Source organism: Microbacterium sp. WCS2018Hpa-9 (assembly GCF_031843745.1).
In the GTDB taxonomy this organism is placed as follows: Bacteria; Actinomycetota; Actinomycetes; order Actinomycetales; family Microbacteriaceae; genus Microbacterium.
The window spans coordinates 265,576-277,652 of the sequence record NZ_JAVTIY010000004.1 but is presented as its reverse complement, the minus strand read 5'-3'; the positions used below and the strand labels follow the sequence as shown (position 1 = coordinate 277,652).

Annotated in this window: 10 protein-coding genes; 4 read left to right on the top strand and 6 right to left on the bottom strand. The window is 69.2% G+C overall.

Annotated elements, in window-relative coordinates; translation table 11 throughout:
* The first annotated feature begins 19 nt into the window (after window positions 1-19).
* Window positions 20-1,066, top strand: coding sequence for a peptidase M24 (locus tag RQG82_RS10645; RefSeq protein WP_311259058.1), 1,047 nt, complete (start codon window positions 20-22; stop codon window positions 1,064-1,066).
* 145 nt (window positions 1,067-1,211) lie between these two features.
* Here the strand turns inward: RQG82_RS10645 and RQG82_RS10640 are convergent, their stop codons facing one another.
* From RQG82_RS10640 to RQG82_RS10615, 6 genes are all read right to left on the bottom strand, one after another.
* A complete protein-coding gene (locus RQG82_RS10640) occupies window positions 1,212-2,609 on the bottom strand; it encodes a rhamnulokinase family protein (RefSeq protein WP_311259057.1) in 1,398 nt (465 codons plus the stop codon).
* Entirely contained in the window at window positions 2,606-4,642 is a 2,037-nt protein-coding gene (locus RQG82_RS10635) for a bifunctional aldolase/short-chain dehydrogenase (protein WP_311259056.1), read from the bottom strand. The genes RQG82_RS10640 and RQG82_RS10635 overlap by 4 nt, the downstream gene beginning before the upstream one ends.
* Window positions 4,639-5,493, bottom strand: coding sequence for an alpha/beta hydrolase (locus RQG82_RS10630; protein ID WP_311259055.1), 855 nt, complete (start codon window positions 5,491-5,493; stop codon window positions 4,639-4,641). Before RQG82_RS10630 ends, RQG82_RS10635 begins: the two co-directional genes overlap by 4 nt.
* A gap of 73 nt (window positions 5,494-5,566) precedes the next feature.
* A complete protein-coding gene (gene rhaI / locus RQG82_RS10625; protein ID WP_311259054.1) occupies window positions 5,567-6,733 on the bottom strand; it encodes an L-rhamnose isomerase in 1,167 nt (388 codons plus the stop codon).
* Window positions 6,730-7,125, bottom strand: coding sequence for an L-rhamnose mutarotase (locus tag RQG82_RS10620; protein WP_311259053.1), 396 nt, complete (start codon window positions 7,123-7,125; stop codon window positions 6,730-6,732). Before RQG82_RS10620 ends, rhaI begins: the two co-directional genes overlap by 4 nt.
* Before the next feature lie 92 nt (window positions 7,126-7,217).
* Window positions 7,218-8,183, bottom strand: coding sequence for a serine hydrolase domain-containing protein (locus RQG82_RS10615; protein ID WP_311259052.1), 966 nt, complete (start codon window positions 8,181-8,183; stop codon window positions 7,218-7,220).
* 65 nt (window positions 8,184-8,248) lie between these two features.
* Here RQG82_RS10615 and RQG82_RS10610 point away from each other — a divergent pair, with 65 nt between their 5' ends.
* From RQG82_RS10610 to RQG82_RS10600, 3 genes are read left to right on the top strand one after another with little or no spacing between them, the layout of a single operon-like run.
* A complete protein-coding gene (locus tag RQG82_RS10610) occupies window positions 8,249-10,024 on the top strand; it encodes an ABC transporter ATP-binding protein (protein WP_311259051.1) in 1,776 nt (591 codons plus the stop codon).
* 28 nt (window positions 10,025-10,052) lie between these two features.
* Entirely contained in the window at window positions 10,053-11,144 is a 1,092-nt protein-coding gene (locus RQG82_RS10605) for a Gfo/Idh/MocA family oxidoreductase (protein WP_311259050.1), read from the top strand.
* The gene (locus RQG82_RS10600) at window positions 11,141-12,067 is read left to right on the top strand and encodes a hypothetical protein (RefSeq protein ID WP_311259049.1); all 927 of its coding nucleotides are present in this window, start codon (window positions 11,141-11,143) and stop codon (window positions 12,065-12,067) included. Before RQG82_RS10605 ends, RQG82_RS10600 begins: the two co-directional genes overlap by 4 nt.
* Window positions 12,068-12,077 lie beyond the last annotated feature (10 nt).

The following is a 12,077-nucleotide window of genomic DNA, read 5'->3' as shown; positions in this document are numbered from 1 at the left end:
GTTCTACAGGGAGAGTCGCATGGCCGGAGCATCCGAGGACCGCATCGAGAAGCAGGATCGCCTCGCGCGCGTGCGCCACGAGGCCGGTGATGAAGCACTCGTGCTCACGTCGCACGAGGCGGTGTCGTGGTACCTCGAGGGAGTGCGCACACACGTGTCGCTCGCCGGCCCACCGGTGCTCGCGGTGCGGGTGGAGGAGCACGGAGACGTGCTCCTCGTCTCCGACAACGAGGCGGATCGGCTGATCGCCGAGGAGCTGCTGCCGGAGGATGCCGATCGAGTCGTGCGGGTGCCGTGGTGGATCCCCCCGGCCGTCGCCGCCGCAGAACGGTCGGCTGTGGCCGAGGCGGCGGTCGCTTCGCAGTTGCGCGCGGCACGGGCACCGATGCTGACGGCCGAGCGTGCGAGATATCGATCGCTGGGGCGCGAGACGGCGGAGGCCCTGACCGATGTGCTCGATCGGGTCGACCCTGCCCAGACCGAGAGAGCAGTCGCAGCCGTCATCTCCGCTGAGCTCATCTCCCGGGGGATCGACCCGCTCGTGGTGCTCGTGGCCGGTGCGCAGCGCGGTGGCTTCCGGCATCCGCTTCCGACTGCCGGCGTGCTCGGAGATCGGGCCATGGTCGTGGTGTGCGGTCGCCGCGACGGATTGATCGCCAACGCGACCCGGTGGGTGGGAGAGTCGGTCGACGAGGAGCCGCTGCTCGGCGTCGAGCGGGCGTTCCTCGACGCGTCGGCGCCCGGTGCACGGCTCGACGAGGCGTTCGAGGCGGGCGCCGCAGCGTATGCGCGATTCGGCTTCGACGCCGACGAGTGGCAGCGGCACCACCAGGGCGGGCCGACCGGCTATGCCGGACGCGATCCCCGAGCGTCGGCATCCACGGTCGATCTTCTCGTCGAGAACCAGGCCTTCGCCTGGAACCCGACCGCGCCCGGGCTCAAGGTCGAAGACACGATGCTGCGCACGGCTGACGGCTGGGAGGTGCTCACGGTCGACGGCCGCTGGCCCTCGGTCGACTACGAGGGTCTGCGGCGTCCGGTCGCGAGGGCGTACGGGGCGAGCTGAGTCGGTTTCTGCGGGACGGATGGCTGCGCGGATCACGGATGGCTGATAAGCCGGGCGTCAGCCGGCAGCCGACCGGGGATCGGCCAGCCAAGTGTGCGGGCGGGTGCCCAGGACGGGGCGGGACGGGACGTCGGGTCAGCGCAGGTCAGCGGGGGTCGAAGCGCTCGGGCTCGTGGGTCGCGGCGACGAGGGCGCGGAGCGCCTCGAGAGACGCGGGAGCGGCACCGAGGGCGCGAGCCTGCACGAGCACGTTGCCGAGAGCCGTCGCCTCGACCGGGCCCGCAAGAACCGGAAGTCCGCTGCGATCAGCCGTCGCCTGGCACAGCAGGCGGTTCAGCGAGCCGCCTCCGACCAGGTGGATGCTGTCGAGTTCGCGCCCTGAAAGAGCGGATGCCGTCTGCACGGCATCCGCGAACGCTGTCGCGATCGACTCGACGATCGACCGAGCGAACGCGGGCCTCGATGATGGTGCTTCCGCCCCGAGCAGCGCGGTGATGCGCGCGGGCATGTCGCCGGGAGCGCTGAGGGTCGGGTCGTTCGCGTCGAAGATCGGCACGTCACCGGTGACCGCGGATGCCGCGGCCAGCAGCTCCGGCAGATCGATGGCCGTTCCGTCCTCCGCCTCCCACGCGCGCACGGTCTCGCTGAGCAGCCAGAGTCCCGTGACGTTGTGCAGGAAGCGGTAGCGGCCGTCCACGCCGAGCTCGTGCGTGAAGTTCGCCTCGCGCGCCGCGTCCGTCAGCACCGGCTCGGTCAGCTCGACGCCGACCAGACCCCAGGTGCCGCACGAGATATAGGCCGAGTGCGGGGTCGACAGGGGGGCGGCGACGACGGCGGATGCCGTGTCGTGCGAGCCGACCGCGATCACGGGCAGCTGCTTGCCGATGCGTTCAGCCAGGTCGGTACGGAGCGTGCCGATCGTCTCACCCGGATCGACGAGAGACGGCAGGATGCCGGCCGGGATGCCGAGACGGTCGGCCAGCTCGGTGTCCCACTCACCCGATTCGACGCCGAGCAGACCCGTGGTCGACGCGTTCGTGCGCTCGGCGACAGCCGTTCCGGTGAGCAGGAAGGCGATCAGGTCGGGGATCAGCAGCGCGGTGTCGGCGTCGGCGAGACGCGCGTCGATGCGGTACTGGTACAGCGTGTTGAACGGCAGGAACTGCAGACCGTTCCGCTGATACAGCTCGGCGAACGGCGTGATGGCGTGCACCTCGTCGACGCCGCGCGTGGTGCGGACGTCACGGTAGTGGAACGGCTCGGTGAGCAGCTCGCCGCCCTTCACGAGGCCGTAGTCGACGGCCCACGAGTCGATGCCGATGCTCTCGATGCCCGGCTCGCGGCGCACGGCCTCGGCGAGCCCTGAGACGACGTGCTCATAGAGAGCGCCGAAGTCCCAATGCAGTCCGTCTTCGCGCTCGACGGGCCCGTTGGGGAACCGCGAGACGAGTTCGAGGTCGAGACGACCGTCGCCGATGCGTCCGATCATGACCCGACCGCTGGTCGCACCCAGGTCGACGGCGGCGACGGCGCGCACCGTCATCGCAGGAACGCCGCGGCGACGCCGGAGTCGACCGGGATGTGCAGTCCGGTGGTGCGGCTGAGCTCGGGCCCGGTCAGCACGTAGACGGCATCCGCTACGTTCTCGGGAACGACCTCGCGCTTGAGGATCGTGCGGTTGGCGTAGAACTGGCCGAGGTCCTCTTCGGCGACGCCGTAGGTGGCTGCGCGGTTCGCGCCCCAGCCCGAGGCGAAGATGCCCGAGCCGCGCACGACGCCGTCGGGGTTGATGCCGTTGACGCGGATGCCGAACTCGCCGAGCTCGACGGCCAGCAGCCGCACCTGGTGCGCCTGGTCGGCCTTCGTCGCCGAGTACGCGATGTTGTTCGGGCCGGCGAACACCGAGTTCTTCGACGAGATGTAGATGATGTCGCCGCCGAGCTTCTGGTCGATCAGCACACGGGCCGCCGCCTTCGACACGAGGAACGAGCCCTTGGCCATGACATCGTGCTGCAGGTCCCAGTCCTTCTCGGTGGTCTCGAGCAGCGGCTTCGACAGCGAGAGGCCGGCGTTGTTGACGACCAGGTCGACGCCGCCGAACGCGAGCACGGCGTCATTCAAGGCCGCCTGCACGGCGTCGACGTCGGCGACGTTCGCGGCGACGCCGATCGCGACATCGGTGCCTCCGAGCTCGGCCGCGGCTGCCTGGGCCTTCTCGAGGTCGAGGTCGGCGATGACGACGCAGGCGCCCTCGGCGGCGAGGCGCGTGGCGATGGCCTTGCCGATTCCGCTGGCGGCGCCGGTCACGAACGCGATGCGCCCCTGATGCGACTTGGGCTTCGGCATCCGCTGCAGCTTGGCCTCTTCGAGCGCCCAGTACTCGATGTTGAACTTCTCGGCATCGGAGATGGGGGAGTAGGTCGACAGCGCCTCGGCGCCGCGCATCACGTTGATCGCGTTGACGTAGAACTCCCCGGCGACGCGGGCGGTCTGCTTGTTCGCGCCGTAGGAGAACATGCCGATTCCGGGAACGAGCACGATGAGCGGGTCGGCGCCGCGGATCGCCGGAGACTCGGCCGTGGCGTGCGCGTCGTAGTAGGCCTGGTAGTCGGCGCGGTACTCGGTGTGCAGCTCGTGCAGGCGGGCGATCTGCTCGTCGGCGGATGCCGTGACGGGCAGGTCGAGGATCAGCGGCTTGACCTTGGTGCGCAGGAAGTGATCGGGGCAGCTGGTGCCGAGCGCCGCGAGCTCGGGTGCGCGGTCGGAGGCGAGGAAGTCGAGCACGACGTCGGAGTCGGTGAAGTGACCCACCATCGGCTTGTCGGTGGAGGCGATGCCGCGGATGGTGCCGGCCAGGGCCGCCGCGCGCTGGCGACGCTCGGCCTCGGGCAGCGCCTCGAACCCTGCGCGCACGCCGCCGAACGGGTCGGACTTGCCGTTGGCTTCGATGTAGGCGGCGGCGGTGTCGATGATCCACAGGGAGTTGGCCTCGGCCTCTTCCGAAGTATCGCCCCAGGCCGTGATGCCGTGGCCGCCGAGGATCGTGCCGATCGCCTGCGGGTTCTTCGCCTTGATCGCCGCGATGTCGAGTCCGAGCTGGAAGCCGGGGCGACGCCACGGCACCCAGACGACCTTCTCGCCGAAGATCTTCGCGGTCAGCTCTTCGCCGTCGGCGGCGGTCGCGATCGCGATGCCGGAGTCGGGGTGCAGGTGATCGACGTGCGCGGCGTCGACGAGGCCGTGCATCGCGGTGTCGATCGACGGGGCCGCGCCACCCTTGCCGTGCAGGCAGTAGTCGAACGCGGCGACCATCTCGTCCTCGCGGTCGAGGCCCGGGTACACATCGACGAGTGCGCGCATGCGGTCGAGGCGCAGCACCGCGAGACCCTGCTCCTTCAGCGTTCCCAGATCGCCGCCCGACCCCTTGACCCACATCAGCTCGACCGGCTGCCCCGTGACGGGGTCGGTCTCGGTGCCCTTCGCCGACGTGTTGCCACCGGCGTAGTTGGTGTTCTTGGGGTCGGCGCCGAGGCGGTTCGACCGCTCGATGAGGGCGGCGGCGGTGGGGTTGGTCATGGCTGTTCCTTGTTCTCGGGAGACGTGGCGAGGATGCGGCGGGCGAAGCGATCGATCGATGCTGCCGCTGCCGCGAGTTCTGGCTGGTTGAGGTGGCCGTGGCGGGTGCCCGGCTCGGTGGAGATGTCGAGGGAGATGCCGGCGTCGCGCAGCGTGGCGCCGAACGCCTCACCCGAGACGCGCAGCTCATCGACCTCGTCGTTGATCATGATCGTGGCGGGGAAGTGCGAGAGCTGGGCGGGGGATGCCGTGCCGGGCACCGCGTAGACGTCGGCGAGCTCGGCAGGGCCACCGAGGTAGTTCTCATACATTCCGCGCACGGCCTCGGGGCCGAACGTGTCAGCGGCGGGGTCGGCGTCGAGCGCCGCCCGCAGCGCGGCATCCGGGGTTCCCTGCACCGCGTGCAGCGTCGGGTAGGCGAGCACCGCGAGAGCGGGCACAGGTCCCGCGCCATGGCTGAGCCGCAGCGCGGCACCGGCCGCGAGGTTGCCGCCGGCGCTGGCTCCGCCGATCGACCACGGGCCGTGCGCGAGACCGGATTCCACCGCCCAGCGGAACGCGGCCTCGACTTCGTCGGAGGCGACCGGGTAGTGCACGCCATCTCGCTCGGGGGCTCCGGACGCCTCAGCCCAGCTGCGAGGGTAGGGTGCGAGCGCATAGTCGACCGACACCACGACGATGCCGCGATCGGCGAAGCTCCGCGCGACCCAGTCGGCCTCGGGCATCTCGATCTCACCGGCTGCGAATCCGCCGCCGTGCACCCAGACGAGGCCGGGCCCTGCGGGAGAGGTCGGCGTGTACACCCGCACGCGCAGCGGTCCATGCGGGCCGTCGAGCACCTGGTCGGTCACAGCGTCATCCGTTCTGTCGATGGGACGTCCGGGTGCGGGGATCGGCTCCCGCACCCGAACGGGTCTTGTGGGCTCAGGCGCCCCAGCCGGCCTGCACCCCACCGACGCGGTCGGCGGCGATCTTCTGCTGGTAGCCCGACTCGGCGTAGGCCGCCATCGGGTCTGCGGCGAGGTCGCGCGACTCGCGCCACTCGGCGAGAGCCGGGCGCACGTCGGTGTAGAACGCGTCCATGAACACGGCGTTCGCGGCGAGAACGTCACCGGACTTCTGCGCGGCGGTCAGCGCATCGCGATCGACGATCAGCGCGCGGGCCGTCATCTCCTGCACGTTGAGCACCGAGCGGATCTGACCGGGGATCTTGTCTTCGACGTTGTGGCACTGGTCGAGCATGAACGCCACATCGGGGTTGTTCAGTCCGCCGCCGCGCACGACCTCGAAGAGGATGCGGAACAGCTGGAACGGATCTGCCGCGCCCACGATCAGGTCGTCATCGGCGTAGAAGCGCGAGTTGAAGTCGAACGAGCCGAGCTTGCCCAGGCGCAGCAGCTGCATGACGATGAACTCGATGTTGGTGCCGGGTGCGTGGTGACCGGTGTCGAGGCAGACCATCGCCTTGTCGCCGAGCGACGAGACCTGGGCGTACGACGTGCCCCAGTCGGGAACATCGGTGTGGTAGAACGCCGGCTCGAAGAACTTGTACTCGAGCACGAGGCGCTGGTCGTCGCCGAGGCGCGCGTAGATCTGCTGCAGCGACTCCTGCAGGCGGTCCTGACGGCCGCGCAGGTCGGCCTGGCCCGGGTAGTTCGAGCCCTCGGCGAGCCAGATCTTCAGGTCGCGGCTGCCGGTGGCATCCATCACGTCGATGCAGGCGAGGTGGTGGTCGATCGCCTTCTGGCGGATCGTGGGGTCTTCGTGGGTCAGGGCGCCGAACTTGTAGTCGTCGTCCTGGAAGGTGTTCGAGTTGATGGTGCCCAGGGTCACGCCGAGGTCTTCGGCGTGCTTGCGCAGGTCGGAGAACGAGTCGACGAGGTCCCACGGGATGTGCAGGGCGACAGACGGGGCGAGGGCGGTGTACTTGTTGACCTGCGCGGCATCGGCGATCTTCTCCCACGGGTCACGGGGGGTGCCGGGCGTGCCGAACACCTTGAAGCGGGTGCCGGAGTTGCCGAACGCCCAGCTGGGGAGCTCGATGCCCTGCTGCTCGAGAGCGGCGAGGTTGTCGGACGAGAGGATGCTCATGAGGCGCTGCCTTCGGTGTCGTTGCGGTTGTCGTCGGTGTCGGATGCTGCGGAGCCGCCGGCCACGGCGAGCTGGTCTTCGAGGTGGAAGACCTCGGTGAGTGCGGTGGCAGCCTGGTCGGGGCGCCCGTCGAGATCGACGAAGAAACGGCCCATCTCGGCCTCCCAGCGCGCCGCGACGGAGGATGCGGCGAGGTAGGCCTGCGCCGCGGCATCGTCGTCGGTCTCGTAGTAGCCGACGAGCGTGCCACCGTCTGCGAGGAACAGCGAGTAGTTGCGCCGACCGGCGGCCGCGATCTCGGCCAGCATCTCGGGCCAGACGGGGGAGTGACGGGCGAGGTATTCGTCGAGCAGTTCAGGACGCACCTGCAACTGGAACGCGACGCGGGTCATGGGTGTTCTCTCTTCATCGAGGTTTTGAATCGTTTCATTCAGTGTCTCAACACTAGACAGGGCCGATCGTCGTGTCAAGTGAGGGTCGGCGGCTACCGGGCCGCGACGATCGCGTTGTCGAGTTCGTCGGCATCGACGCCGGGCCGGACTGCGGCGTTGGTGAGCAGCACCCAGGCCACGCCCGCGTTCGGGTGCACCCAGAACTCGGTGCCCGCCCACCCTCCGTGGCCGAAGACATCGCGATCGACGAGCCCGGGCGCCCGCGAGCGGAGGTTGAACGTGAATCCCCAGTCCTGGCCGCGCCCGTCGGGGTAAGGATCGAGGCGGGGGATGTCGCTGGTCAGCGGACGCAGCATCATCGCGAGCCCTGCGGGCGACAGGATGCCGCCGCGTTCGCCGCGGCCGATGCGCAGCAGCTCGGCGCCGAGATGCAGCAGGTCTTCGGCGCGACCGAGCAGCCCTGCGCCGGGTGCTCGCGTCGCATGGAATCGGTCGAGGTCGAGACCGCCGGCCGCCGCATCCGGGACGCCGACGGACTGTACGGTGTCGAGCGTCAGCCCGATCGCGCCGATGTGATGCGCCCACTCGAGAGTCCCGGCATCCCACGTCGTGTCGGTCGCGTGCTCGATCAGCGCGGCGATGCCCTCGAAGGCCAGCGTCGAGTAGCGCGATGCGGTGCCTGCTGCGAAGTCCCGCCCTTGGCTGAGCAGCTCGTGGCGCAGCGGAAGCGGGGTGTCGAGGGCCGGCTCGGAGATCCCCGAGGTGTGCGATGCGAGGTGCCAGAGTCGCACGATGTCATCGCGAGACGACCCGAAGTCGGGCAGCGCCTCTGTGAGGGGAGTGTTGGGGGTGAGCAGGCCTCGCTCGATGGCTCTCGTCGCGGTGATTCCTGTGAGCACCTTCGTGATCGAGAAAAGCGGGTAGACGGCATCGGTCGCAGCACCGAATCCCTCGAGGTCGACGATCCCGTCCGCGGTGGCCATCCCGACAACCGCTGTCGGCAGGCGTTCTGCCTGCACGTGACGACGAGCCCAGTCGAATGCTGCATCGAAGGTCATGTGTGCTCCTGCCGATCCGGGTGGTCGCGCTTCCGTGAAGAGTGCGATGACTCTACGATAGGACCATGGTACAGAAAGCGCTTTCCCATCCGGCCGCGCTCATCGATGGGAATCACCCGACTCGCTCTGTGCTGCGCCTCATCGCCCGCCGGCCCTGGCGGCTGACCTTCGCGATCACCGCGTTCGCGATCAAGGAGATTCCGCTCTGGTTCCTGCCGGTGATCACCGCGGCGATCATCGACGTGGTGGCGAGCAAGGGCGATGTGACCGAGGTGCTGTGGTGGTTCGCGCTCGCCGCGGTGCTTCTGCTGCAGAACTATCCCAACCACATCATCTACACGCGCAACTTCATGACCGTGGTGCGAGACCTCGGCGCCGATCTGCGCAACGCCCTCACCGCCCGACTGCAGAGTCTCTCGATCGGGTATCACACGCGGATGAGCTCATCGATCGTGCAGACCAAGGTCGTGCGCGACGTCGAGAACGTCGAGCTGATGCTGCAGCAGGTCACGCATCCGCTGCTGTCGTCGACCATGGTGATGCTCGGCGCACTCGGGATGACGGCGATCACCGTGCCGCAGTTCCTTCCCGTCTACGCGCTCGCCGTGCCCATCGCCATCGGCATCCGCTATGGCATGCGCAATCGCTCGCAGCGTCGCAACGAGGTCTTCCGTCGCGAGATCGAGACGCTGTCTGCCCGCGTCGGCGAGATGGCGTCGCTGATTCCGGTGACGCGCGCTCACGGACTCGAGGAGACGGCGATCAGCCGGGTCGCGGGCGGTGCAGACGGAGTGCGCAAGGCGGGCCTCGACCTCGACCTGCTGAACGGCAGAGTGGCATCGATCTCGTGGGTGGCCATGCAGCTGCTCGGAGTCGCCTGCCTCATGCTCGCGGCCGTGTGCGCGCTGACCGGTTTCCTTCCGATCACGCCCGGCGAGGTCGTGATGCTCTCGAGCTACTTCACCCTGCTGACCGGCGGGCTCACCCAGCTGCTGATGCTCATCCCGGTCGGGGCCCGCGGCCTCGAGTCGGTGCGCTCGATCGCCGAGGTGCTGCAGGAGCCGGACGTCGAGCAGAACTCCGGCAAGCGCGTCGTCTCTGCGGTGGCCGGTGAGATCGTGCTCGACTCGGCGACGCATCGCTATTCGGATGCCGATGATGATGCTCTGTTCCAGATCGACCTGCGCATCGCGCCCGGCGAGACGGTCGCATTCGTCGGCTCGTCGGGGTCGGGCAAATCGACGCTGCTGAACCTCGTGCTGGGGTTCGTCAGACCGACGAGCGGCCGCATCGTGCTCGACGGGGCCGACATGCAGGAGCTCGACCTGCGCACCGTGCGCCGGTCGATCTCGGTCGTGCCGCAGGAGTCGGTGCTGTTCGAGGGCTCGGTCTTCGACAACATCGCCTACGGCATGCCCGACGTCACGCCCGAACGCGTCGAACAGGCGCTGCGAGACGCCAACGCCTGGGAGTTCGTGAGCGAGCAGCCGCAGGGGTGGCACACGGTCGTCGGCGAGCGAGGCGCACGCCTGTCGGGCGGTCAGCGTCAGCGCCTGGCCATCGCCCGTGCACTCGTCCGCGACCCGCGGATCCTGCTGCTCGACGAGGCGACCAGCGCTCTCGACCCCGAATCGGAGGGCCTCGTGAAAGAGGCGCTCGAGCGGCTGATGCGAGGCCGCACCACTCTCGTCGTCGCACACCGGCTGTCGACGATCAGGCGGGCCGACCGCATCGTCGTGCTCGAGCACGGACGCATCGTCGAGCAGGGTTCGCACGACGATCTGCTCGCCGCGGACGGGCGATACGCTCGGTTGCACCTGGTGCAGAACGGCATGAGATGACCCCGACTCTCCGTCCTGAGGAGGACCGATGACTTCAGAGAAGAGACTTCGCGCTGCCCTGGTGGGCACCGGAGCGGTGGCGAACTCGCACGCCCGCGCCGTCGCCGCGTACCCGCGCGCAGAGCTCGTCGCCGTCGCCGACCTCAGCCCGGAGAAGGCCCGGGAGTTCGCCGAGAGATACGGCATCGCCGCCGCCTACGGCGACCTCGACGAGATGCTCGCCGCCGAGCAGCCTGACGTCGTGCTCATCTGCACGCCGCCGGGGCCGCACCGCTCGCAGTCGCTCGCCGCTTTCGCATCGGGCGCGCACGTGATCGTCGAGAAGCCTCCGGCACCGTCGCTCGATGAACTCGACGACATGCGGGCCGGGGCCGAGGCTGCGGGCAGACAGCTCGCGGTCGTCTTCCAGCAGCGCACCGGAACGGCCGCGGCGCACGTGCGCTCGCTGCTGCAGAGCGGCGCGCTCGGCCGCCCTCTGGTCGCCGTGTGTCAGACGCTCTGGTTCCGCGACGCCGACTACTTCGCCGTGCCGTGGCGCGGCAAGTGGGCGACCGAGGGCGGCGGCACGACGCTCGGGCACGGCATCCATCAGATCGACCTGCTCGCGCACCTGCTGGGCGACTGGTCGTCGGTGCAGGGCAGGCTCTGGCGCCTCGATCGCGAGACCGAGACCGAGGACGTCTCGACCGCGACGATCGTGTTCGATCAGGGCGTGGTCGCTCAGCTCATCACGAGCGCGGTGTCACCCCGAGAGGCGAGCTCGATCCGCATCGACACCCAGAAGGCCACGATCACCGTCGATCACGTCTACGGGCACGGTCACGAGAACTGGCGGATCACCCCGGCGCCGGGCTTCGAGTCCGAGGCCGAGGGGTGGGTCTTTCCGGATGCCGAGGAGCGCAGCGATCACGAGCCGCTGCTGCGGGACGTGTTCGACGCTCTGCTCGACGGTGGGCCGCTTCCGCCGACCGCAGACGCGCCTGCCCGTTCGCTCGAGATCGTGGCGGGCATCTACGCCTCGGCCGCGGCTGACGGCGCCGTGATCACTCCCGAGATCCTCGCCGCGCACCCCACCCATCGCGCGGGCTTCGCGAGCCCGGTCACCGATCTGCGCCGATGAGAGAGCTCTACCGCGACCCCGTCTACGACGGCGCGACCGACCCGAGGGTCGTGATCGACGCAGACGGACTGTGGTGGATGTTCTACACGCAGCGCCGCGCGAGCCTCGAGGATGCCGGGCCCGGGGTCTCATGGATTCACGGCAGCCGCATCGGCGTCGCGACATCTCGCGACGGAGTGGACTGGCGCTACGACGGCACTCTGGAGCCGACGGCATCCGGTCTCGAGCTCGAGCCAGGGCCACCGCCCGTCGAGGTCGATCGCACCCACTGGGCGCCCGAGGTCGTCTGGGATGGCGAGCGGTGGCGCATGCACCTCACCGAGATCGACGGCATCCCCGACCGCTGGCCCGGTTTCGTCCGCTCCATCGTCGAGTATGTCTCAGACGATCTCCGTCACTGGTCGAGACGCGGCCCGCTGGCACTGAGCAGCGATCGCGTGATCGATGCTGCGGTGGCGCGCACGCCGGACGGGTTGTGGCGCCTCTGGTACAAGGACGAGGCGGCGGACTCGATCACCATGGTGGCCTCATCGCGTGATCTCGACGACTGGAGCCTCGACGGGGTGGCGATCGGCGGGCGACCGCACGAGGGGCCGACGGTGTTCGAGCTCGGCGGGTTCTGGTGGATGATCGTCGACGAGTGGCGGGGGATGGGCGTCTATCGCTCCGACGACGGCATCGACTGGGTGCGTCAGGGTGATGAGGATGCTGTGATCCTCGCCGATCTGCCGGCAGGGGGCCACGGCAATCACGGGGCGCAGGTGCGCGATGGCGACGACCTGTGGTTCTACTTCTTCGGCGCGGCGGAGGCAGCTGCTGCGCACGTCGCCACGGGCGAGGAGAGGCGATCGGCGATATATCGTGCACGCCTCGACGCAGAGGGCGGAAGGCTGGTCGTGAGAGGATCGAAGAACCCGCGGTAATCGATGTAAT

Excerpts from the sequence above, each read along its gene's own strand:
- RQG82_RS10645 (WP_311259058.1), top strand. The coding sequence starts at position 20 with ATGGCCGGAGCATCCGAGGACCGCATCGAGAAGCAGGATCGCCTCGCG.
- RQG82_RS10610 (WP_311259051.1), top strand. The coding sequence starts at position 8,249 with ATGGTACAGAAAGCGCTTTCCCATCCGGCCGCGCTCATCGATGGGAAT.
- rhaI (WP_311259054.1), bottom strand. The coding sequence starts at position 6,733 with ATGAGCATCCTCTCGTCCGACAACCTCGCCGCTCTCGAGCAGCAGGGC.
- RQG82_RS10600 (WP_311259049.1), top strand. The coding sequence starts at position 11,141 with ATGAGAGAGCTCTACCGCGACCCCGTCTACGACGGCGCGACCGACCCG.
- RQG82_RS10615 (WP_311259052.1), bottom strand. The coding sequence starts at position 8,183 with ATGACCTTCGATGCAGCATTCGACTGGGCTCGTCGTCACGTGCAGGCA.
- RQG82_RS10640 (WP_311259057.1), bottom strand. The coding sequence starts at position 2,609 with ATGACGGTGCGCGCCGTCGCCGCCGTCGACCTGGGTGCGACCAGCGGT.
- RQG82_RS10635 (WP_311259056.1), bottom strand. The coding sequence starts at position 4,642 with ATGACCAACCCCACCGCCGCCGCCCTCATCGAGCGGTCGAACCGCCTC.
- RQG82_RS10605 (WP_311259050.1), top strand. The coding sequence starts at position 10,053 with ATGACTTCAGAGAAGAGACTTCGCGCTGCCCTGGTGGGCACCGGAGCG.
- RQG82_RS10620 (WP_311259053.1), bottom strand. The coding sequence starts at position 7,125 with ATGACCCGCGTCGCGTTCCAGTTGCAGGTGCGTCCTGAACTGCTCGAC.